At 68.5% G+C, this 22,331-nt stretch carries 20 protein-coding genes and 4 pseudogenes; 8 read left to right on the top strand and 16 right to left on the bottom strand.

Features of this window, described 5'->3' with window-relative positions; genetic code table 11:
• Nucleotides 1-289: 289 nt before the first annotated feature.
• The 3 genes and pseudogenes from OG707_RS33645 to OG707_RS33635 all read right to left on the bottom strand — a co-directional run.
• Entirely contained in the window at nt 290-1,531 is a 1,242-nt protein-coding gene (locus OG707_RS33645; RefSeq protein ID WP_329125105.1) for an IS256 family transposase, read from the bottom strand.
• A gap of 427 nt (nt 1,532-1,958) precedes the next feature.
• Entirely contained in the window at nt 1,959-3,548 is a 1,590-nt protein-coding gene (locus OG707_RS33640; protein ID WP_329125102.1) for an outer membrane protein assembly factor BamB family protein, read from the bottom strand.
• A 280-nt stretch (nt 3,549-3,828) separates the two neighbouring features.
• Nucleotides 3,829-4,110 (bottom strand): annotated as a pseudogene (locus OG707_RS33635) (helix-turn-helix domain-containing protein); the annotation flags it as partial.
• Nucleotides 4,111-4,373: 263 nt separating this feature from the next.
• Between OG707_RS33635 and OG707_RS33630 the strand changes: the two are divergent.
• Complete coding sequence (locus OG707_RS33630; protein ID WP_329128119.1) at nt 4,374-4,901, top strand: MarR family winged helix-turn-helix transcriptional regulator; 528 nt, start codon at nt 4,374-4,376, stop codon at nt 4,899-4,901.
• Between the two features lie 360 nt (nt 4,902-5,261).
• Nucleotides 5,262-5,384, top strand: a pseudogene (locus tag OG707_RS33625) (LysR family transcriptional regulator); the annotation flags it as partial.
• 114 nt (nt 5,385-5,498) lie between these two features.
• On the opposite strand, the gene OG707_RS33620 reads toward OG707_RS33625, so the two are convergent.
• The gene (locus OG707_RS33620; RefSeq protein ID WP_329125100.1) at nt 5,499-6,116 is read right to left on the bottom strand and encodes a TetR/AcrR family transcriptional regulator; all 618 of its coding nucleotides are present in this window, start codon (nt 6,114-6,116) and stop codon (nt 5,499-5,501) included.
• Nucleotides 6,117-6,200: 84 nt separating this feature from the next.
• Here OG707_RS33620 and OG707_RS33615 point away from each other — a divergent pair, with 84 nt between their 5' ends.
• A complete protein-coding gene (locus OG707_RS33615) occupies nt 6,201-6,938 on the top strand; it encodes an SDR family NAD(P)-dependent oxidoreductase (protein ID WP_329125099.1) in 738 nt (245 codons plus the stop codon).
• A gap of 288 nt (nt 6,939-7,226) precedes the next feature.
• Here the strand turns inward: OG707_RS33615 and OG707_RS33610 are convergent, their stop codons facing one another.
• The 3 genes and pseudogenes from OG707_RS33610 to OG707_RS33600 form a co-directional block, all read right to left on the bottom strand.
• The gene (locus OG707_RS33610; RefSeq protein ID WP_329125097.1) at nt 7,227-7,616 is read right to left on the bottom strand and encodes an aldo/keto reductase; all 390 of its coding nucleotides are present in this window, start codon (nt 7,614-7,616) and stop codon (nt 7,227-7,229) included.
• Between the two features lie 17 nt (nt 7,617-7,633).
• Entirely contained in the window at nt 7,634-7,999 is a 366-nt protein-coding gene (locus OG707_RS33605; RefSeq protein ID WP_329125095.1) for an aldo/keto reductase, read from the bottom strand.
• A 56-nt stretch (nt 8,000-8,055) separates the two neighbouring features.
• Nucleotides 8,056-8,532, bottom strand: a pseudogene (locus OG707_RS33600) (LysR substrate-binding domain-containing protein); the annotation flags it as partial.
• Here OG707_RS33600 and OG707_RS33595 point away from each other — a divergent pair.
• A pseudogene (locus tag OG707_RS33595) lies at nt 8,529-8,810 on the top strand (cation:dicarboxylate symporter family transporter); the annotation flags it as partial. The pseudogenes OG707_RS33600 and OG707_RS33595 overlap by 4 nt on opposite strands.
• 181 nt (nt 8,811-8,991) lie before the next feature.
• Here OG707_RS33595 and OG707_RS33590 read toward each other — a convergent pair.
• Nucleotides 8,992-9,765, bottom strand: a complete 774-nt coding sequence (locus OG707_RS33590) for an SDR family oxidoreductase (RefSeq protein ID WP_329125093.1) — start codon at nt 9,763-9,765, stop codon at nt 8,992-8,994.
• 87 nt (nt 9,766-9,852) lie between these two features.
• The gene (locus OG707_RS33585; RefSeq protein ID WP_329125092.1) at nt 9,853-10,452 is read right to left on the bottom strand and encodes a helix-turn-helix domain-containing protein; all 600 of its coding nucleotides are present in this window, start codon (nt 10,450-10,452) and stop codon (nt 9,853-9,855) included.
• Nucleotides 10,453-10,532: 80 nt separating this feature from the next.
• On the opposite strand from OG707_RS33585, the gene OG707_RS33580 reads away from it, so the two are divergent.
• From OG707_RS33580 to OG707_RS33570, 3 genes are all read left to right on the top strand, one after another.
• Entirely contained in the window at nt 10,533-10,961 is a 429-nt protein-coding gene (locus tag OG707_RS33580) for an SRPBCC domain-containing protein (RefSeq protein WP_329125090.1), read from the top strand.
• Nucleotides 10,962-11,087: 126 nt separating this feature from the next.
• Nucleotides 11,088-12,368 (top strand): outer membrane protein assembly factor BamB family protein, encoded by a 1,281-nt coding sequence (locus tag OG707_RS33575; protein ID WP_329125088.1) that lies wholly within the window; start codon nt 11,088-11,090, stop codon nt 12,366-12,368.
• A 330-nt stretch (nt 12,369-12,698) separates the two neighbouring features.
• Nucleotides 12,699-14,474 (top strand): LPXTG cell wall anchor domain-containing protein, encoded by a 1,776-nt coding sequence (locus OG707_RS33570; RefSeq protein ID WP_329125086.1) that lies wholly within the window; start codon nt 12,699-12,701, stop codon nt 14,472-14,474.
• Between the two features lie 108 nt (nt 14,475-14,582).
• Here OG707_RS33570 and OG707_RS33565 read toward each other — a convergent pair whose 3' ends face one another.
• Nucleotides 14,583-15,566 (bottom strand): NADPH:quinone reductase, encoded by a 984-nt coding sequence (locus tag OG707_RS33565; protein WP_329125085.1) that lies wholly within the window; start codon nt 15,564-15,566, stop codon nt 14,583-14,585.
• Nucleotides 15,567-15,586: 20 nt separating this feature from the next.
• A complete protein-coding gene (locus tag OG707_RS33560; protein ID WP_329125084.1) occupies nt 15,587-16,165 on the bottom strand; it encodes a PadR family transcriptional regulator in 579 nt (192 codons plus the stop codon).
• A gap of 126 nt (nt 16,166-16,291) precedes the next feature.
• Between OG707_RS33560 and OG707_RS33555 the strand changes: the two genes are divergently transcribed.
• Nucleotides 16,292-16,684 (top strand): ester cyclase, encoded by a 393-nt coding sequence (locus OG707_RS33555; protein ID WP_329125082.1) that lies wholly within the window; start codon nt 16,292-16,294, stop codon nt 16,682-16,684.
• A gap of 184 nt (nt 16,685-16,868) precedes the next feature.
• Here the strand turns inward: OG707_RS33555 and OG707_RS33550 are convergent, their stop codons facing one another.
• The 5 genes from OG707_RS33550 to OG707_RS33525 form a co-directional block, all read right to left on the bottom strand.
• Nucleotides 16,869-17,456, bottom strand: coding sequence for a hypothetical protein (locus OG707_RS33550; protein WP_329125080.1), 588 nt, complete (start codon nt 17,454-17,456; stop codon nt 16,869-16,871).
• A 1,123-nt stretch (nt 17,457-18,579) separates the two neighbouring features.
• Nucleotides 18,580-18,783, bottom strand: coding sequence for a cold-shock protein (locus OG707_RS33540; protein ID WP_098750155.1), 204 nt, complete (start codon nt 18,781-18,783; stop codon nt 18,580-18,582).
• 282 nt (nt 18,784-19,065) lie between these two features.
• The gene (locus OG707_RS33535; protein WP_329125076.1) at nt 19,066-19,608 is read right to left on the bottom strand and encodes a pentapeptide repeat-containing protein; all 543 of its coding nucleotides are present in this window, start codon (nt 19,606-19,608) and stop codon (nt 19,066-19,068) included.
• 5 nt (nt 19,609-19,613) lie between these two features.
• Entirely contained in the window at nt 19,614-20,816 is a 1,203-nt protein-coding gene (locus OG707_RS33530; protein ID WP_329125075.1) for a glycoside hydrolase family 1 protein, read from the bottom strand.
• Nucleotides 20,817-20,883: 67 nt separating this feature from the next.
• Entirely contained in the window at nt 20,884-22,227 is a 1,344-nt protein-coding gene (locus OG707_RS33525) for an MFS transporter (RefSeq protein WP_329125073.1), read from the bottom strand.
• Nucleotides 22,228-22,331 lie beyond the last annotated feature (104 nt).

The raw sequence follows: 22,331 nt of genomic DNA, 5'->3' as shown, positions 1-22,331 counted from the left end.
ACGGCTCTGACCAGGTGAAACACCTCGCGGGCGACGTAACGTTTGAGGCATCGAGACACACCCCGCCAGCCCGGTACCGACAACGCACCATCCCCGGCCAACAGTCGACGCCGTGTGAGCAAGACACCCCGGTCACATCTCTCATGAGTCAGACCGCGGACCTGGGACAGCACCCTGCAAGTGTCCCGCCCAACACGTCGTACCTAAAGCTGTGTTCGAACCCGACCCGCAACGGCACCCATTCATCAACCGGAGCCCGCCGGTGGTCGTGTCCCGCCGAGTGGTGTAGTCAGTGGAGCTTGTTGGGTTCCGGTTGTGTGGGGATCTTTCGTTGCGGTGTGGGCTTGTCGGTGAAGAGTTCGGCCATGGAGCCTTCGGAGAGGTAGCGGCGGTCGAAGACCTGCCACTCGTCGTGGAGTTCGGCCAGGACCGCGGCGGCGAGGCGGTCGAGGGCGGCGGGGTTGGGGAAGACTTGGACGACATCGGTCCTGCGTTTGATCTCTCGGTTCAGCCGCTCCAGCGGGTTCGTGGACCAGATCTTCTTCCAGTGCGCGGGCGGGAAGTCCGCGAACGCGGTGATGTCCGGTGCGGCTTCCAGCAACATGGCCTTGACCTTGGGAAACTGGCGTCCGAGCATGTCGGCCACCACGTTGAGCTGGGCGCGGACGGTCTCGGCGGTCGTCTGCGCGAAGATGGTGCGGATCGTTGCCGCGACCATCTCGCCGGAGCCTTTTTCGATCACCGAGAAGACGTCGCGCACGAAGTGGACGCGGCACCTTTGCCAGGCCGATCCGAGGAACACGGTGCGGATCGCGGCCACCAGACCGCTGTGCGAATCGGAAATCACCAGCTGGACGTTGTCCAGGCCGCGGGAGCGCAGGCTGCGAAGGAACGTGGTCCAGAACGGCTTTGACTCGCTGTCGCCGACCATCAGTCCAAGGACCTCGCGGTGCCCGCTCGCCGAGATCCCGGTCGCGATGACCACCGCCTGCGAGACGATCCGGTGGTTCACCCTTGCCTTGCAGTACGTCGCGTCCAGGAAGACGTAGGGGAAGACCGTGTGGTCCAGAGGCCGTTCTTTGAACGCGGTGAGTTCCGCGTCGAGTTCGCCGCAGATCCGCGACACCTCGGACTTCGAGATCCCGCTGTCCGCACCGAGTGCTTTGACCAGGTCATCGACCGACCGGGTGGAGACACCGTGCACGTATGCCTCCATCACCACGGCGAACAGGGCCCGGTCGATACGCCGTCGGCGTTCCAGCAACGAGGGGAAGAACGACCCGCTCCGCACCTTGGGAATCTTCAGGTCCAAGTCGCCGGCCTGCGAGGTCAGCAGCCGGTCGCGATGGCCATTGCGCCAGGCCACACGGTCGCTCGAGTGCTCACCGGGGGCAGCCCCGATGGCTTCGGTTGCTTCGGCTTCGATGAGTTCTTGCAGGATCCGCTCGCACAACACCCTGATCGACTCGATTCCATCGGCCGTACGTAGTGACTCCAGTAGCCGCATCAGGTCAGACTGGGACAAGGCCATCGCGTCCTCCTCGGTTGAACTGGCCGTTCACCAGGGAGACTTACGCGATGGCCTGCCCCTTGGTCAGGGAGCAGTCACCAGCAACGGGCGCACGCCCCGGGCAGACACCCGCGCATTCCGAAACGGGGACCGGCTACACCACTCAGTGGGACGCCATCCCGCCGGTGACAAGGAGTGCACGCATGAGGAAGAAAATGGTGGCTCTCAAAGCCCTGCCCCGCGCAGACACGCACAGCCCCACACTCGGAATCGGTACATCCGGTGAGCAGTCCAGGCTTCGACGCTCCGCCCAAGCTCAGCGGTAGACCTTCCGCGCCACATACCGTTTCGAACAGCAGGTGATCTTGCGCCGGGTCTTGCCTTCCCGTGGCTCGTAGTCGCCTGCGTACACGCATCCCAGCGCAGCCGGGACGAGACAGTGTTCGGATCACCGCCCGACCGAGTACTCCAGGACTCGACCGTCGACGGTCCCCGCAAGCACATGGCCTCGGGCCACCGCGGCCAGGGACAGTGCGACCGTGGGCGTGCCGTCGACCTCAAGGTCCATGCGCCATTGCAGCGAGCCGTTGTCGGCATCGAGTGCCACCAGGGCTCCGGAGTTATCGGCCACGTAGACCGTGTCCTCATCGGTGTCCAGGGCGGTGGCGGGGTGATCGGTGCGGTACTCCCATTGCACAGCGCCGCTCAGGGATCGCCGTATGACGTAGGCGCCGCCCGGTTGAAGCCCGTAGCTGTCGTGGACGGTGCCGGCGCACACCAGGGACTGCCCCAACTCGACTGCCGCACCGCCGAAATGATGTTCCTCCGGCACCCAGGAGTGCGGAAAGAGCCGGCGCAGCGTCCCGTCGGCCCCCAGAGCGGTGACCCACTTGTCCCGGTGCGCCTTGGCCGGGTCAGTGCCTACCAAGGCGTAGGGACGGCTCGCGCGCCGGACCGTGAACGGGTGGTTGAAGACGTCGAAGGGGCCGACCTCCGCTCCGGGCACCGGGCCGTCAAGATCGAACAGCGTCAAGCGTGCGGGTCGCTTCCGGCGATCACCCAGCGGCCTCAGGACCATGCGGTCTGCGCCCGCGACGAGAACCGCGAACACGTCCGGGCTCAGGGTCTCCAGCACCTGTCCGGTATCGGTCGCGATCCGTGCGATGCGCGGTGCGGGAGTCTCCCAGCGTCTTCCCGACCAGCTACTGCGGTGTTCGCCATTGACCCACACCGATGTGCCGTCGGAAGACAGGACCAGCTGCCGGCCGTCTTCCTCCTCCTCGACCGCCCACTGCCGCTCGCCCGACGGCAGCCACGACTCAGCCAGAACCCCGTCAAGAGCGGCCAGTACGCGGCCATCCGCCAGTCCCTCGACAGCCCACACCCGCCGCCGCAGGGACCAGCGCTTGCCCGCCGCCGTCGCGAGATCCGACACAACCCGGCGTGCCTCCCCGGTGAGCTCGCGCCGAACGGTCGGCGCTGCGGGCGCAGTCACCTCCTCTGCGCCGACCGCCCCCTCCACGACTGCCGACCAGTCGGTGCGCACGACCACGGCTGTATGCCCCTGCTCCCGTGCGTGCGGATTGTCCCAGTCGTCGCACGGCGCCAGGACTAGACGCAGTGCCACCTGACTGAGCCATTCCAGGCTGAGCACTTCCCGCAGGTACTTCAACGCGGACACCACACTGCCGGTATCCAGGTGGATCAACAGCAGCTCACCTTCGAAGGAGTAACCGCCGTCATAACTTCCCGTCCCGACGGCCAGCAGGGGAAGTTCAGGGTGGAAGGCGAGAGACCGCACGGGATACCGAGATCGCACCACGTGCCGACACCGGAGACCCTCCCGCTCATAGACCCCGATCCGGTACCCGGTCCACTTCGAGTCGGCGGTCGCGCTGCCGCCCCACTGGAGGCGCCCAAGGTCTCCGCCCACCGCAACCAGCCGCGAGCAATCGTCAACGACGGCCAGAGCTGGTTCCCCGATCTCGGCGAACGGTCCGTCGCCGAAAACCCGTCGGACGGTGGGTATATGAGTCATTCAGCGTCCCTCCGGAGGCGGTGCACAAACGACCGCCGTCCCGGGGCGAGGGACGGCCGCAGCCCATGATCCCCCCAAGCGACGGCACACTTCATGGATTTCCTGCCCGTTGCGTCGTTCGCCCTCAGCCGGACCCGCCCGCAGGGTAAGCCAGTTCAGATGTGCCTCAACCGTGCATCAACCCCGATCACTCGGGCATCCTGGCCGGAAACGCCGAAGGACTTCTGCGAGTGACCTGATCATCCGGGCCCCGTTCACCGGGATTTGACCGAGCGCTGGGCCACTGGCCCGGGGAGACGTTCCGCGTGACGTGGTCGACGTCGTGGAGCAGTTCGCCCTCCGTGACCAGGATCAGGTAGTGGAAGGTGGCACTGCCCGGACGGGGCGGATTCCTCGGCCAGTCGTCATGCCCGGCAGAGAATGCCTCGATGGTGTTCACCTCAAGGCCGTACGGAGTGCCGACCGGGGGCTGGAAACCGTACAGCGGAACCGCGGCCTGAACGGCCTGCCCGCTGCCTCCGGCTCGCGGAGAGGACTTGGGGTGTCGCTTACCGACCATCACGCGCCCGCAGCCTACTGCCCGTTTTGCCGACCTCAAGGGAACCACGGGAGGTGCCACCGCGATCGCGCGGCACGTCCTGGCGCACGCCTGTCTGTTGAGCGACCCGCGCAGCGTGCCCCTGACCTCACAGCCGCCGGCCGGGCCTGCGTCCACCCCGGAGGCCCGGCGCGGCTGCGTACGGCGGCTGCTCCGCCGCCGGGGACAGCGCTGATCCGGCCCGGACGTGCGGCATGATCGGTGAGGATGGCCGTGGGCCGACGATGATGGGTGGCGGGACCGTGGATGAGCCAGTGGAGATCACGACGGCAAAGGACGCCGCCGGCCATGAACTGGTGCTTGCCTTCGGCCGGTTGCAGGGAGCGGCGAACCGGCTGGAGTACATCCTGGGGCGTTCCCTGGAGCAGGAGTGCGGCATCAGTCACCTCATGTACGAGGTCCTGCTCATCCTGGGCCGGGCCGATGAGCCGGGCCTGTCGATGCGGGCCATCGCGCAGGAGCAGATGCTCACCACCGGCGGTGTGACGCGCCTGGTGGACCGGATGGCGGCGGCCGGGCTCGTCGAGCGGGTCGAGGGCCCCGGCGACCGGCGTGGACGACTCGTACGCCTGACCCACAAAGGGGTGGAGACCGCTACACCGCCACCAACAAGGCCACCGGCAAGGACATCAACGTACGCGTGGCACACCACTTCGTCGTGCGCGGCGGCCACATCGTCCGCTTCGAACAGTTCGTCGACACAGCGCTGGTCCGCGACGCCATGCAGCGCTGAATCGCGCACACCACGTACGTGACGTTCACGGTGGACCTGGTAACTGGTCGCGTACCGGACGAGGACGAAGCGCAGCACGGAAATCTTCCGCCGGTCGAGGCCGCAGGAGAGCCCGGGGCCGCCCACGCGGAGGTTGGTGGCCCTTCCGGAAGCGTCGTGGCGGCCTATCCGATTGCCCTTTCCAGGTGAGCCCGCGCACACCGCTTCCCACCACCACTGGGCGCGGGTGCGGCACCCAGCGACCGAGCCGCACAGGGCCACGAACTCGAGGTCACCACCCAGCAGATCGCCGACAAGGCCGACATCGACACCGGCACGCTGTTCCCGTAACTCCTGGTACGCCGAAGCCCTGGAGCATGGCCGGCGGACGCCGAGAACACCCCCGACACAATCACCGCGCGCACCGGTATACCTGTCGTGGCATCAGCGCTACGACACCGACCACGCCCACGCCTGGCTGCGCGGGCTGGCGCGAACCGTACTGGACAGGTGCAGAGCGTCGTAGTCGGCACCGTCCGGCCGTGGGGGCGGCCGGACCGACGCCGACGGCTCAGGATCGCGGATCTGTGGGCGGGCGCCGGCAAGGCCCTCGGAGATCTGGCCGAGCCCGGCCCTGCCCCTAGGCACCGAGGCGTTCCTGACCCTCGGTCATGGGGAGGACCGCCAGTGCGGTGTCTGCAATGTTCCGTAGCGTCTCCGAGTCCAGGCCGGCCTTGCCTACCGCCTCGATACCGCGGACCACCGTCAGCAGCAGTGCCGCCAACCGCTCCGGATCCGCAGCGGCATCGATGTCGCCGTGGCGCTGGGCGGCGCTGATCTCCGTCCGCAGCAGGGCCAGCAGTGCCGCCATGGTCTCGGCCGACCGTCCGGCGACCTTCGGATCGTGCTGGGCCAGTTCCGCCGCACCCTTGGCCAACAGGCACCCGCGCCGCTCGGTGTCGGAGGCGGCGTTCTCCGCCATGAGGTGCACGTATCCCGACAGCCGAGCCATGGCCTCTGAGTCCGGGCCACCTGCCAGCCGCGCCTCGGCCACATCGACGACCGCGGTGCACCAGTCGCCGAACACGCGGTGGAACAGCTTGCCCTTGTCGCCGAACGCGCCGTACAGGCTGCCCTTGCCCAGGCCGGTCGCCTGGGCGATGTCGTCCATCCGGGTTCCCGCATAGCCGGTCGCCCAGAACTGTTCCCGGGCCCGTTCCAGGACTTGGCGTTCGTCGAATGCGCGTGGTCTCGGCATGATCTCAGCCTATCCGTTCTTGACTCGATCGTCCATTACTGCTTATGTTATGGACGATCCATTCCATAACTGAAGGGGTTCGCCATGTCAGGCGTGCTGCAGGAGAAGGTGGCCGTGATCACCGGAGGGACCAGTGGGATCGGTCTTGCCATCGCCCACCGCTTCGTCCGGGAAGGCGCTCGGGTCTTCGTGACCGGCCGGGACATCGACCGCCTGGAAGCTGCAGTCAAGGAGTTGGGGCCTGCGGCCACCGGCGTACGATCCGACGTCTCGGTCCTGGCCGACCTGGACGCGCTCTACGCGCAAGTCCGCGAGGAGGCCGGACGCATCGACGTGCTGGTGGCCAACGCGGGAATCGTCGCGGACGCCGCGCTCGGCGCCCACACCGAGGCGAACGTCGACCTGACGCTCGCCGTCAACGTCAAGGGCCCACTCTTCACCGTTCAGAAGGCGCTTCCGCTGCTGGCGGAGAACGCCTCCATCCTGGTCATCGGCTCAAGCAACAGCGTGCGGCCCAATGAGCAACTCGAGGTCTACAGCGCCTCGAAGGCTGCGCTGAGCAACCTCGTGCACAACTGGGCCCGGCAGTCACGGGAACGCCGATTCCGGGTCAACGTGCTCAGCCCGGGACCCACGCGGACCCCTGGCCTGCTGGGCGCCGCGGGGCCGGAGGTCGACCGGTTCGCCGAGGCCGTCGTGCCACTGGGGCGGCTGGCCGACGCCGAGGAAATCGCCGAGGCCGCTCTCTTCCTGGCTTCGGACGCCTCGTCGTTCGTCACCGGCGCCGAACTCTTCGCCGACGGCGGCTACACCCGGGCCTGAACGACGGCCGGTGGTGCGCATCCGATTTCCCGCGAAGCGATGGGACGCACTCCCGGCCTGGAAGACGACGAGACGGCGTCCTGGGCTGCCGTGCAGCTGCACGGACTGGTAGCCGAGGAGCACGTCGCCGACGTCGGGGTGGTGGAACGTCTTTCACCCGTGAACGTGGTCAGCAGGACAACGGCCGCCGCGATGGGCAGGCTGGTGTCCACGCAGGGCAGGAAGGCGGAAGAGGCCACGACCGGGGCGCCGAAGCCGGTCACGGTCAGTCGGGGCGAGGCGGTCGTCTCATCTGCCGACCAGGCCCATGTGTGTCTTGTTGTAGCGGTCGCCGTGCACACCGATGCGGGCGGCGGTGGCGTCAAGGTCCGCGATGTCGTCGGCGGACAGGGCGACTTCGGTCGCCCCGGCGTTCTCTGTCAGGCGCTCTACCCGGCGGGTGCCGGGGATCGGCGCGATCCAGGGCTGTTGGGCGAGCAACCAGGCCAGGGCGACCTGGCCCGGGGTGGCCCCACGGGAGCGGGCGAGCGCGGCAACGTGGCCGACCAGGGACCGGTTGGCGGCGAGGTTGCCCTCGTCGAACCGCGGGATCGTCGTACGGATGTCGCCCTCGGCGAACGCGGTGGAGGTGTCGACGGTGCCGGTGAGGAACCCCTTGCCGAGCGGGCTGAACGGCACGAATCCGATGCCCAGTTCTAGAAGGGGTCGATCGTGTCCGTGCGCAGACGGCGCAGCGAGGCGTCCGCGACGCGCCGGATCTGCTCGGGGCGGCTGTCCAGGCCGACCGATGTGCCGTTCTCAATGCGCCAGCCGAACTTCGTGGCGATGACAACCTGATCGCGCACCGGGGCAAGCGCCTCGCCCACCAGTTCCTCGTTGGCGTACGGGCCGTAGACCTCGGCGGTGTCGAAGCACGTGACGCCTCGGTCCACGGCCGCGCGGAGCACGCCGATCATGTCGCCGCGGTCGCCGGGGTTGGGGCCGTAGCTCTGGGACATGCCCATGCAGCCCAGGCCGATCGCCGAGACCTCAAGGCCCTGGCCGAGGGTGCGCTTGTGCATCGTGGAGCTCCTTGCACGGGACGGGCAGATAGGGATGACACGACGTTCAGCGGGAGTCAGCGGGAGGGCTCGAGCCGGGCCGCGGTGGTGTCGAGCAGGAGTTGGGTGAAGATGTCGGCGGCGGGGGTGAGTGCGTGGTCGACCATGCGGACCAGGAGGATGCGGCGCACCGGAGCAGGCGGCAGCAAGGGCAGGACGCTGATGCCGGGGCGGATGCCTTCCAGGGCGAGAGTGGGGGCGAGGGCGACGCCGATGCCGGCGGCGCGGCAACTGCGGTCGAGGGCCTCCGCCACGGGGTGGTGCTCGGCTCGCGTGATCCACGGGTCGTCCGCGAGGTCGGCGAGCGTGGCCGACTCGCGTCCGGCGAAGGGGTGTTGGTCGCTGACGAGGAGGGCCGGCGGGTCGTCGAGGAGTGGCGTGACGACGACGTCCTCGCGGTCGATGCGGCTCCAGTCGTAGTCCCACATCAGGGAGAGTACGATCTCCCGGTTCTCCAGCATCGACCACAGGCCGGCGATGCGGGCACTGCACACTGCTCGCGATCATGCTGCTCGCCTCCAAGGGCGCGGCCGGCGTCACCGGCTCCGGATTCATCGCCCTCGCCGCCACCCTCAGCGCCGTCCCGCACGTCCCGGTCGCCGCCCTCGCCCTGATCTTCGGCATCGACCGCTTCATGCCCGAGGCCCGCGCCCTCACGAGTCTCGTCGGCAACGGCGTCGCCACCCTGGCCGTCGCCCGATGGGAGGGCCAGCTCGACAAGGACCGCGCCAAGGCCGTCCTGCGCGGCGAGATCCCCTACGTCCCCGTCCCGGTGACACCCGGACCGGCCCTTCCCACGACAGGCTCCGCGAGTTCCGTGCACCTGCAGACGGACACACTCGGCAATGCCCATGCACCAAGGCGCACTCGGACCGCGATTCGTCTTCGCGCTACGCAAAGAAGACCGCCCTGCGTCCGATGCGGTGCTCAGCGACTGCTTCCTGCTTTGCGCTTCAGGAGGTGGATCGGTCGAGCCAGTCCGCGTAGGTCGGTCCGGCGAGGGTCGCGTGCGGGCCGGGGAGCAGGCCGCCGTTCTCGAACAGGTCCCGGTCGGGGTTGGCCGGGTCGCTCACTTCCTCGATGCGGGACGGGCTGCCCTGCCGGGCGGCCAGGAGGCGTGCCGCGTCGGCGAGGTTCTCGGCGCGGGGGCCGGCGATCTCCGGGTATGACGCACCTGCGGGCGTCGGATCCGTATCCGTGGCGACCTCGACCAGTTTCTCGGCGACGCTGCGGGCGGCGACGAGTTGGGTGCGCATGGCGGGCACGTAGGCGACCTCGCCCTGGGTGCCCCAGCCGACCAGTTCTTCAACGAACTCGTGGAACTGCGCGGCCCGTACGATCCGGGTGGGGAGCGGGCCGTCCAGCACCGCTTTCTCGTGGGCCAGTTTGGCCGCGTTGTAGCCGGTGGTGGAGCCGTCGATGCCGATGATCGACACCACCACCATCCGGCGGACGCCGGTCTTGTGTCCGGCCTGGTGCAGGTTGCGAGCGGTGGTGGTGAAGAACTCGGTGGCCGCCGCCTGCTCGGGCGAGGGTGTACTGGACACGTCGATGATCACTTCGACGCCGTGCAGGGCTTCGGCCAGGCCCTCCCCGGTGACCACGTCCACGCCCAAGGAGCGTGAGATGGGCACGACGTGGTGGTCGTGTTCCTCAAGGACCCTCACAACGTGCCTGCCGACTCGGCCCGTCGCTCCGACGACTGCGATCCTGGTGGGCTTCTGCATGATGTCTGCCTTCCGTGGACGGTTCCGGTGGTGGGCTTTCAACTCATTGACGCAGCGCGGCGCGAGAACGTGACGGCCCTTGCGGCTTCATGTGGCCGGAGGGGGCGCATAGCGGGGGTCGCGGTCACCGGTGTAGGTGACGGCCATGGTCATACGGGCGGGGCCCGGGCCGGAGTTGCGGTAGACGTGGGCGCGATCGCCGCGCATGCGCAGGGCGTCGCCCGCTTCGAGGGTGAAGTCGGCGCCACCGACCTCGACTTCGAGCCGTCCCTCGTAGAGGTGGAGCAGTTCCCGTGTTCCCGGCGGATGCGCGGGGGAGCTCATCTCGTCGTGCTCGGCGATGAGAAGATCCCAGAACTCGATGAACGGGGCCTGGCCGTCGTTGACGAGCAGCCGCCCCACACTGTGGTGTCCGGCGCGGCGAACCTCCGCGTCGGCCGCGCGCACCACCTGGCCCAGTTCCTCGGGCGGCTCGACGAGACGGCCGATCGAGATGCCCAGAGTGGCGCTGATCCGGGCGAGCGTGGCGACGCTGGGGTTGGTGCGGCAGGTCTCGATCTGCTGCAGCATCCCCCGGCTGACCCCCGACCGGGAGGCCAGGTCATCCAGCCGCCAGCCCCGCAACTGCCGCATCGCCCGCAGGTTCGCGGCCAGTGTCCGGCCCACGATCTCCGCTGGATCCTCCATTGACATCACCCTTTCCGACACTCAATATATCGGATCAGAAGACAGGATACTGGCTCCGGAAGACTCAAGGAAGGCACACGATGAAGACGATCTCCCACTCGATCGAGATCAACGCTCCGGCCACGGAAGTCTGGAAAGTGCTCACCGACCTCACCGCCTACGCGGACTGGAATCCCTTCATCCGCGAGGCATCGGGCGACGTCGCGGTCGGCCGACGGCTCACGCTGAAGATGTTCCCCGCCGACGGGAAGCCCATGACGTTCCGCCCGCGCGTCCTGGCCGCCGATCCCGGCGTGGAGCTGCGCTGGATCGGCCACTTCGTTCTGCCGGGGATCTTCGACGGCGAGCACCGCTTCACGCTCACCGCCACCGCGGCCGGGGGCACCGAGGTCGAGCAGGCCGAGAAGTTCTCCGGCCTACTCGTCCCCTTCACCGCCAAGACCATCTCCGCCACCCGGCAGAACTTCGCCGCCCTCAACGAGGCTCTGAAGATCCGCATCGAGAGCTGAGGCGGGGAACCCGGTGAGCGCCGGAGCGAGTGCAATAGGGTGATCACCGTCCGGAATGAACTGAACGGGGACCCCATGCGAAACTCCCAAATACCTCTGCCCTCACGGGGTTTGAGGCTCGCGGCCGTGGCGCTCGCCTGCAGCCTGCTGACGGCCTGCGGTACGGGCGACGCCTCCCGGGCGACCGGCGGCGCCCCGCCGACCGCCGCACACACGTCCGCCGCCGCGTCGCGACCCGTTCACGATCCGCCGGCGACGTTCGCGACGAAGGGCGCCCGAATGCCCGACGGGCTGCTCACCGACGTCCTGGACCTCGACAACAGGCTCGTCGGTCCGACTTCGGTCACGCTGTACGGAAAGACGGCGTACGTAGGCGCGTTCGACCACGTGCAGGCCATCGACACCACCAACGGACACGTCACGGCGACCATCGAGCCCGCAGCCAAAGCGCTGGCCGAGGGCAACGGAACCAAGCACAAGGCCGGGGCGCCCGCGATCGTCACCATCGGCGGCACACCGGCCCTGCTGACACCGTTCCCGGTCCAGGTGTCCGGCACGGGAACCCAGGCTTCTCATCAGGCAGTTGAGATCGACGCCAGCGATCCCGCCACCGCCGAGGTGCGGTGGCGGGTGACCCTGCGGCTGCCGGAATGGGCCGACGACCTGGGCACCGAGCTGACCGCGACAGCGGTCGGCGCCGACGGGAACACCGGCGTGGTGGCGGTGTCCCAAAGCAACGACAACGCCGTCACCTACGGAATCGACCTGACAACCCACCGCCAGATCTGGGTCCAGGACGGATTCGCGGCCACAGGAATCGCCGGAGGCATGGCGGTCGGCTGGGACACGGAGAAATACGAGGCGCACGCCGCAGGACACGACGCGGCCACCGGTGCGCCCCGCTGGCAGGGCCAGTACATCGTCAACCAGAGCGTGTCCGCGCTGGGCCCGCATTTCGTCCTCCTCCAGGGCGGCCACTTCGGCAGCGAGCACCCCTACGTTCAGCTCCTCGACCCCGCCACCGGCAAGACCAAGCAGCAACTGCCCGTTCCGCTCTCCAAGGGCACCTGCGTGTACGACGAGAAGAGCACCGTCGTCTGCCACGGCACCGGCAACGGCACGGACGACGACGCCGCCTTCGGCCTGGACGCCACCACCGGCAAGACGCTGTGGCGGCTGCCCGACAAGCAGGCCGACCGCATCGCCCCCGAGATCACCACCGCCTGGCACGGCCGGGTCTACGGCAAGACCAAGAACGGACCGGTCGCCCTGGACGCACGCACGGGTCAGGACCTGCCCACCAGCCCCCGCATCGCCCCGGTCCTGGTGAACGGCTCGGCGGGCCTCGCCCCGGACAAGGTCGACGGCTGGAAGACCGAACTGTTCGTGTACCCCGCCACTGACTAATCGCCCCGCCACTACCCATCGCATGTCCGTAACAGTGCACTTGTTGCTCTGACCGCAGTCTGACCCAGGTGTCCGACAACGGCGGCGACAACCAGGACTGGCAGATCCTCGAGTTGTGACGCGCAGGGGCCGGCCGTGGCCGTCACGCTTCCCGGGCTGCCCGGAAGCATGTGATGGTTCGCGCCGGACGGTGCGGCCGCGTCTCGGAGAAAAATGATTGAGGCGGCAACCTTTCCGCTCCGGGTGGCCACTTGAGGGTGTACCGACGAGGGCGAGCCGTGGTCAGCGGCGCTACGCCCTCTGTGTCAACACCCGATCGGAGCCCCCCACATGTCACCAAACGACCCGAGAACCGCCGAGCAGCCGATGCCCTGGCGCCGCACGCCTCGCCGTAGCCGGTTGCGCCGGCGCTTTGTCGCGGGGGCGGTGGCGGTGCTCGCCGCCTCGGCCGGTGTCGGCGTCCTGGCGCCGAGCGCGGGCGCCGCGCCGACCGTCGACATCCGTGTGAATGCCGGGACCTCCCTGGGCACCGTGCCCAGCAGTGGTACCGGCCTCAACACGGGCGTGGGCGACGATCACATGGGCACCGCCAAGGTGTCATCGCTGATGAAGGCCGCGGGAGTTCGGCAGCTGCGCTATCCCGGCGGCTCCGGCGCGGACGTGTACCACTGGAAGACCCACACCATGGACGACGGCTACAGGAACCCGTCCAACACCGACTTCGACCACTTCATGGCCACCGCGAAGAAGGTCGGCGCCCGGCCGATCGTGACCGCGAACTACGGTTCCGGCACCCCTCAGGAGGCCGCCGACTGGGTCAAGTACGCCAACGTCACCAAGGGTTACGGCGTGAAGTACTGGGAGATCGGCAACGAGGTCTACGGCAACGGGTACTACGGCGACGGCAAGGGCTGGGAGACCGACAAGCACGCCGACAAGAGCCCGAGGGAGTACGCGAAGAACCTGGTCGCCTACGCGAAGGCGATGAAGGCCGTGGACCCGAAGGTGAAGATCGGAGCGGTGCTCACCACCCCCGGCGGCTGGCCGGACAAGGAGAAGGCTCCCGGTGACAGCGCCGACTGGAACAACACGGTGCTCTCCATCGCGGGAAGCTCGATCGACTTCGCCATCGTCCACTGGTATCCGGGCGGCACCACCACGGACGACCTGCTGAAGACCCCCTCCCGGATCGCCGGTGTCACGTCCTCGCTGCGCTCACTGATCGCCCAGTACGCGGGCTCGCGCGCCGCTTCGGTGGAGATCGCGGTCACCGAGAACGGCGCCGTCGGCTCGCCCGCCCAGACCAGCCAGGCCGCGGCCCTGTTCGCTCCGGACACCTACATGACCTGGTTCGAGCAAGGTGCCACCCACGTGGACTGGTGGAACCTGCACAACGGCACCGACCAAGCACCCACCACCGTCAACGGCCAGATCGACTACCAGGACGGGGGCATCCTCTCCGCCGGCACCTGCGCCGGAGGGAAGTGCGAACCGGCACGCGACACGCCCTTCCCCATCTACTGGGGCATCCGCTCGCTGACCGCACTGGCAAAGCCCGGCGACACCATGGTCAAGGCGTCCTCGGGCAACGCGTCGGTCGCTGTGCACGCGGTGCGCAGCAACAACGGCGCTCTGAACGTCATGCTGATCAACAAGAGCCCGCAGAACGCGGCGCCGGTATCGCTCTCCTACGCCGGATACACCCCGGCCGCAGGAGCGGTCACGACCGTTTCCTACGCCCAGGGAGACACCGCCCTGACCACGACGAAGAGGGGCACGGCGGCCGCACAGACACTGCCGCCGTACTCGATCACGACCCTTCAGCTGAAGCCCGCGCCGGGGACCGCCGGCCCTGCCAAGCCGACACCCGCCCCCACCCCGACCGCCGCCGCACCGGTCGTCTCCGGCACGACCGGCACCCGCGCGCAGGGGGAGATCGGCGCACGCGTCGACGGGACCACCCCGAACAGCACGTCCGGCGACCTGGCTTCCACCGGGGCGAGCACCACTGTCACATACAGCGCCGTCGGTGGCCTGCTCGTCATCGCTGCCGGCGGCACGCTGCTGCTTCGCGGACGTCGCCACAGGGCTCTGCACAGGAAGTGAGACCGCGTAAGCGACTGACGGCCCGGCAGCAACGCCACCCACCCGTGGCATGCGCCGGGCCGACCCATAGGGCTGGGCAGTTGAGCAGGCCAGTGTTCCGAGTCTGCGCTATTGGGGGATGGTGACCAGAGTGCGGCCGTGGCCACCACCGGTGTCGACGTGGTCGTGGGCCTTGGCGATGTCGTCCAGCGTGTGGCGGTCGCCGACGGTGACGGTGAGGGCGCCGACGGCGGCTGCGGATGTGAGGTCGCGGGCGGCCTGGCGCTTGGCCTCGGCGGGGAAGTCGTCGCTGCCGAGCAGCCGCAGGGTGACGTTGTTGAACAGCAGCGGCCAGAAGGGGATCTCGGTGCGGTCCGTGCGGGTGGCGTAGGCGGCGATGACGGCGTTGTTGGCGGCGACGGCGTTGTCGAGGTCGGCGTTGTCGGACAGTGCGACCTCGATGATCCGGTCGACGCCCCGCGGCGCGTACGCGCGGATGGTCGCGGCGGGCTCGCCGGTGTCCAGGGCGACGGCGTGGGAGACGACGGCCGGGTCGATGTGGTCGAGGTCCGCGGTGCGGCGGACGGTGGCGATCACGGTGGCGCCGGCCCAGTGGGCGAGTTGGGCGGCCAGGGAGCCGACGCCGCCGAGGACTCCGTGGACCAGGATGAGTTGGCCGTCGACCGGGCCGTCGGCGAAGACGGTGCGGTGGGCGGTGATGCCGGGGATGCCGAGGCTCGCCCCCAGCTCGTCACTGAGGTGGTCTGGCAGGGGTGCGGCTTGGTGGTCGGATACGACGGTGTACTGGGCGGCGGTGCCGAAGGGGCGGTAGGACTGGGCGCCGTATACCCAGACTCGCTGCCCGACGCGGCGGGCGTCGACCCCGTCACCCACGGCGTCGATGACTCCGGCGGCGTCGCTGTGCGGGATCACCCGCGGGAAGGGCATGGACGAGCCGAGCCAGCCGCGCCGTTTCTTGGTGTCGCCGGGGTTGACGCCCGAGACGGTGACACGGACACGGACCTCGCCGGGTCCGGGGACGGGATCAGGGAGTTCACCGACGTGCAGGACATCGGCGGCGGGGCCCTGGGTGTCGTACCAGGAAGCAAGCATGGGGGTACCTCCGTGGACAGTCAGCTCGCGGGGGCGGCGGGCGCATGCGGATCGCCCTGGGTGCATGCGGTGTCGAATGCGGGCGGTTCCTCGCCGAGGGCCTCGCGCAGCCAGGTCCGCTCCGCGCGGCTGGTGGCCCGGGCGGTGAGCAGCATGCCGCGCCGGTAGGGGTCGGCGATCTCCTCGGCATACAGGGGCCGCTCGTTGTCGTAGAAGAAGCTCGCCGGTTCTTCCAGGAACTCCAGCCGTCTGCGCAGCACCGCGTGCTGTTCGGCCACGTCGGGCAGGTGGGAGAGGAAGGCCAGGACGGCGTAGAACCGGGTGAAGTCGGTGATCTCGTGGTCGGCGGGCTTGCGCAGGCGCTGCAGCATGTCGGCCCGACCGGTCGCGGTCAGGCTGAGCACGTACCGCGCCGCCCCGCCGGCTGGGTCGGTGCGCCGCTCGATCAGGCCCGCCCTGGTCAGGCGATTGATCGCCGGATACAGGGTGCCGTCGCTGACCGGCCGCGTGTAGCCGGTCAGCTGTGAGATGCGGCGGCGCAGCTCGTGTCCTGGCAGGGGTCCCTCGGCGAGGAAGCCGAGTATCGCGAGTTCCAGCATGAGTCCATCTTCGCACGCGAACATCGAATCGATGTGAACATCGATTCGATGTTACGGTCGTAGGTATCCGCCCAAACGTCTCCGGAGAGGCACAGCAAGATGCCGTCGCAGTCCACCGAGTCAGTGATGAACCGTTTCGTCGAGTTCATCAACACAGGCAACGAGGATCTCGCCCGCGAGGTCATTTCTCCGGACGCGGTGTTCCACGCGCCAAGCCACCCGGAACCACTGCGGGGGCCCGTCGGGTACCTGGAAGTTCTCGGGATGATGCGCGGCGGCTTCTCTGATGTGGAGTGGACGCTGGAGGAGACGGTCACCGAAGGCGACACCGTGGCCGCGCGGTTCACCATGCGGGGAACCCACGACGGTGAATTCTTCGGGATCCCGGCGAGCGGCAACAAGATCTCGGTGCAGGCCATGAACTTCTACTACCTGGCCGACGGCCGGATCGTGGGCGAACGGGGCCAGCCCGATCTCCTCGGGGTGATGCAGCAGATCGGTGCCGTACCGGCACCGTGAACCCCGTAGCACCGGGTAAGCCTTCTTTCGCACGGGACTACCGCTCCCAAGTGGCCCGTACGTCGTCGTGGCGGAGGGCGCAGGCGCACACCCGGGCGCGGGTATTCGGCGGGGCCAACCACAAAGAGGTCGGTCTGCGAGCGGTTAGCGGCGGTGCCCACGGACACAGCGTCGACGGTGACGATCACGGTGATGAGCAGCCACGATGCCGCGCCAAGGCGCTGGTCCAGGACGAGCATGCCGAACAGAGCGGCGAACACCGGGTTGACGCCCATAAAGATCCCGAAGAAACAAACACGCCAGCGGCCGGCGCGCGCAGCAGGGGGCCGACGGTGGGCTGGTGGAGCCACAGGGCACCGTCACCCAGTACCGCCGTCGGCGAGCGCGCATCAAGGCCATCGAACACGTAGTAAACCGGGAGCTGTGTCCAGGCCACGAGCTGCAAATGCGCCATCACCGCGGACCATTCGACAGCATGCCGGCCTGTTCGCCTGCTGGTCATGCCGCCCTTGCAGCCGATCAGGACAAGGTCCTTGGCCTTCGCCGCGATGAGATCCGGGAACCAGCGGATGGAACTGTCGGTCTGCCGGCGCGCGGATTGAAGCGCCCGGCTCAGCTGCCCTTGGCCCCAGAAATCGACGTCCCAGCCTCGCCCGGCGAGTTGTTCGGCGACATATGCCCTAACCAGATCGGGCCATGATGCCTTGATCCAGAGTGGCGACGTTCGGCGTCTTCGTGATCGCCACCACTCGGCAGGTCGGTGCGTGTCCACTCCCAACACCACCTCCCCCGCAGGACGGCGACGGCGAGTCTGCGGCACGGGCGACGTACTGGACACCGTCGAAGTCGACATGCCCGTTCCTCTCCCGGTCCGACGACGTATCGCGTCGCCGGTACCGGGCCACGTCAGACGGTCAGAATCGTGAGAACGCCACAATGATCGGCAGGCCCCTATCGAGACACACCCCGCCAGCCCGGCACCGACAACGCACCATCCCCGGCCAACAGCCGACACTGCGAAATTCAGACGCTCCGGTCAGAGATGTCATGAGTCAGGCCACGGACCCGGGACAGCGCCCATCCATCCTCCCGCCCGTCACAGCATTCCCAACTGGAAACGGGGAGCATGCTCAGTCCCGGCCCGTACGGCACGGTGATCCGACACCGGCCGATCGTTCACGATCGATTCGCAGCAAGCGGCCGCGCAGCGGAACTACTCACGGCGGACACTCGATACGCCCACAGACGCCACACGCCTACAACCGGAGCTTGGTCGGCAAAAGGGCCTCATCTGCCACATCGCTGTCACCAACACCATCGACGCCCCTGGACCACCAAGACCAAACCTGCGTGAACGGCGTCGAACTGGACCACGTGGACGTCAGAAGACGGTCTTGCCTACCTGTGCCATGTGGTTCCGAGGGAGGGCCCCAGGATCAGCACGGGAGCGTCTTCTGGCCCGTCAAAGCGGTACTGGAGGGTGTTCTTCGGCGTCTCACTCACCCGTCCGACCCTCTCATCTGTCGCGACAGCCCCTATGAGCGGGGGTCTGACGGCAGCTGTTTGACCAGGTAGAAGACCTCTCGGGCCATCTCACGGCTACACGCTTCCTGGCTACCTTCAGCAGATCACGGAAAGCCGCCGATTCCCTCAGCCGCTCCTACGGCACATCGCGTTGCCGGTACCGGGCCGCAAGCGACCGCCGCCGGAACCTACGCGACAGTTGGCGCTCGTTGATGGCAACGAACGCGCGCAAGTGGCCTGCGTGCCCTGCTGGTGACAGACCCACGAAGAACCGTTCACGTGACGGCTCGGCCCCCACCGAGGACATGCCCCGCGCTGACGCGTGACGCCCGCCTCGGCAAACCGGGGCGGGCGTCACGGAGTTGGACAACTCAGGCGGGAGTGATGTTCTCCGCCTGCGGGCCCTTCTGGCCCTGGGTGATGTCGAAGTTCACCTTCTGGCCTTCCTGCAGCTCACGGAAGCCGGAGGCGTTGATGTTCGAGTAGTGGGCGAAGACGTCCGGGCCGCCGCCGTCCTGCTCGATGAAGCCGAAGCCCTTTTCCGCGTTGAACCACTTGACGGTTCCGCTGGCCATGTTGTCCTCCAAGGGACTCGAAGTCGCCTCCCGCACTTTGCGGGAGGCGGAGGTGGTCGTCCTGGTCCTCAGAGGCGCTGAACAGCAAGCTGCCCGTGAACTCGCGTCCACGGGCGGTACTTCGGAACCACGACTGCTGGCCCGGACGCTACACGGCCCCGTGCGGTCGAGGCTACGGACAACGGGGTGTGCCCTGCCCATACCTTCGACAAGCCGCGAACAGAACGGACATTGCTGCGGACATCCCCGCAGACAACTCGGCACCTTGACACACCGTCAGCCCTACGCGGCCGGAGTGCGGTGGGGAACGGGGGGTGTGCCGATGCCAGTGGCCCCGGTAAGGTCCGCGCCATTGAGGTTCGCGTCAGTGAGCGTGGCGCCCGTCAGGTTGGCGTTCTTCAAGCTGGCGTCGGCAAAGGTCGTGTGCGAGAGGTCGCACCCGGTCAGGTTGGCTCCCTCGAGGTTGGATCCGGCGAAGCAGAACCAGCTCAGGTCCTGGGTGGCCAGGTCGGCGCCGCGCAGGTCGACCTTCTCCAGCTCGATGGTGTCTCCCGGCAGAACCATGCTGCGTCGGCTCAGTGCAGCGACGGCTCCGCCGACGTCGTCGCGGAGTCCCCCGGTGTAACGCGGCCGTTCGGCGTCCACTTCACCGGGTGGACGGATCGGTGGCCAGGGGGCCTGTTGCCTGACGAAGGAGGCCAGTAGCGCGGCCACATGGCCGCGGTAGTGCGGTGCCGCGTCGGCGATCTGCTCCATGGCGTACGTGCCGCCGTGCCGCACGGACACGCTTGCGCTCGACAGTTGCTCGAAGACGTCCCGGGCCACCACCCTCACGCCTCGCTCGGCAACACGCGGGTGCTGCCGATGGCGCCGAGCCAGGCGGCCGAGGGCTTGGGGGTCCGGACGAAGGTCTCTCGGTCGACGGCGATCAGGCCGAAGGTCGGTTCGTAGCGGCCCCATTCGTAGTTGTCCAGGGCACTCCAGTGGAAGTAGCCGCGGACGTCGATGCCGTCGCGCATGGCGGCGGACAGGGAGTCGAGGGCGCCGGTGGTGTAGTCGATGCGGCGGGCGTCGTCGGTGGTGGCGATGCCGTTCTCGGTGACGATGAGCGGGGTGCCGCCGCTGACGGAGGCGCTGTGCCGCAGGGCGTGGCCGAGCGCCTGCGGGTAGTACTCCCATCCCATGAGGGTGCGTTCCGCGCCCTCGGGCACGGGCAGCCGGCCGTTCGGGCCGATGAGCGTGCGCGTGTATGCCTGCACACCGAGCCAGTCGTCGCCGCGGGCGGCTTCGAGGAAGACGTCCACGCGCGGGTGCCGGAATGCCGCGGCGACGTCCTCGGCTCCGGACAGGGGCTGGCACACCAGGTTGGCGACGGACCAGCCGGTACTCACCTGCGGTGCGAGGGATTTGACCGTTTCGACGGCGCGGGCGTGCGCCCGTATCAGCGCGTCGGTGGTGGCCCCGTCCGGGGCCGGCGGGTTCTCGGCGAAGTTCACGGCCTGGCCGGAGGCGAGGGCGGCCTGCGCGGCAGCCATGACGGCGAGGATGTTGGGCTCGTTGATCGTGCACGCGTGCGCCACGTCCGTGGCGTAGATGGGGGCGGCCGCCGTGAGGTAGCGGGCGAAGAGTTCGTCCGATCCGGCGGCGGCCCAGCCGCCGCGCTGGGCGAACCAGCGGGGTGCGGTGAAGTGGTGCAGCGTGACCATGGGCCGCAGGCCCCGTTCGCGCGCGCCTTCGACCATGCGCCGGTAGTGGGCGATGGCGGCGTGGGAGAACTCACCCGGGGCCGGTTCGATGCGGGCCCATTCGATGCTGAACCGGTAGTCGGTGAAGCCGAGTTCGGCCAGCAGGTCCATGTCCTCGCGCCAGCGGTGGTAGCTGTCGCAGGCGTCGCCACTGGGTTCTTTGACGTAGGGGATTGCGCTGTGCTCGAACTCCCACCAGTCGCTGTTGGTGTTGCCGCCCTCGATCTGGTGGGCGGCGGTGGACGCGCCCCACAGGAAGCCGTCGGGCAGTCGTCGTTCATGCGTCATGAGCTGGTTCTCTCTTCTGTGTGGCCGGGTGCGGGGACAGTCGCGGCGGGTCGGCGGACCCGAAACGTCAGGCGGTGGGGTCGAGGGCTTGTTCGCGGCGCGCGTGCAGTTCCCTCTGTACGCGGGTCACGTCATCGGCGTACGAGCGGTGAAGGAGCGTCAGGTAGGCGCCGTTGATCAGCATCAGGACGACGAGCGCCCACAGGAAGACCGTGCGCAGTCCGACGGCGTCGCCGAGGAAGCCGGCGGCCAGGCTGTAGGCGGCCCAGGCGATCGCTTCGACGATGGAGACGTAGAGGGCGAACGCGGCGCCGCGCAGTTCGGGTGGGGTGATGGCCATGACCATGGGGCGGTTGACGCTCGGGTTGATGCCCTGGGTCGCGCCCATGAGGGCGAAGAAGACGCAGAACAGGGCGATGCTGTCGTAGCCGAACTGGGTGCCGAAGTAGGCGAAGAGCGCGAAGGCGAACTGGGCCGCCTGGAGGACCGCGACCGGGCCGTGGCGCGGACTGCGCCGGGTGGCCCGGTCGACGGCGACGCCGCCCAGGAGTGTGCCGAGGAAGTAGCCGACGCCGAAGGGCAGCAGCACGATCGACGCCTTCTGGGTGCTGAAGCCGTAGACGTCGACGAGGAAGACCACGCCGAAGGTGCCCACCAGGAGGTGTCCGGACAGGAGGCGTGAGACGAGCAGGATCACCAGGCTGCGGATCTTGAGCAGCGAGAGCGCCTTGGTCCAGGTGAGTTTCGCCTGGGCGTCGCGGGTGGCGCGGTCGAGGTCGGCGAGCTGCTCCTCGGCCGCGCCGCGCCCCGGATCGCGGAATCCCGCCCAGAGGGCGAGGCCCAGCAGGATGTTGAAGACGCCGACGCCCCACAGGCCCCAGCGCCAGCCGTCGTCGACCCCGGCCAGCTGGCCCTTGAGCGGGCCGATCACTGCGGTGACCAGGGAGACCGCGCCGTAGACCACACCGACCGCGCGGCCTCGGGACGATCCGCCGAAGAGGTCCCCGATCAGCTCGGTGATGATGGGGTTCGCGGCCGCGTAGCCGGCTGCCAACACGGTGTAGAGGACGAGGAGTTGGGTGAAGTTCTGCGAGAAGCCCGCGGCCACGCCCCAGACGCCCCAGAGTCCGGTGGCCACGACGAGGACGCTCTTGCGCGACCAGCGCTGCGCCGCCCACACCCAGAAGGGGCCGGTGAAGGCGCCCACGATCTTGGCTGCGGCGGTCAGTATTCCGAGGGCGCCCAGTGAGACGCCGAGGGACTGCCGGATCAGCGGGAAGAGGCTGTTGACCAGGCTCGTCTCGGTGCTGTCGACCAGCATCGTGCCGCCGAGCAGGGACAGCTGTCGCCAGCGCCCCTCGACCTGGACCTCGGCTTTGGGCGTGACGGGGCGCTGGCTAAGCTCAGGCATCGCGCCTTCTCTTTTCTCTGCGTTCTTCTTGACGGGAGATCTGCGGGAGGGAGAGGGCAATCGCCGGTGACGGGGCGGCAACCCCGTCACCGGCTCACATGGCC

Origin of the sequence: Streptomyces sp. NBC_01465 (assembly GCF_036227325.1) — a bacterium.
Taxonomy (GTDB): Bacteria; Actinomycetota; Actinomycetes; order Streptomycetales; family Streptomycetaceae; genus Streptomyces.
Note: the sequence above shows the minus strand (reverse complement) of the source record. Positions and strands in the feature narration are given on the sequence as shown.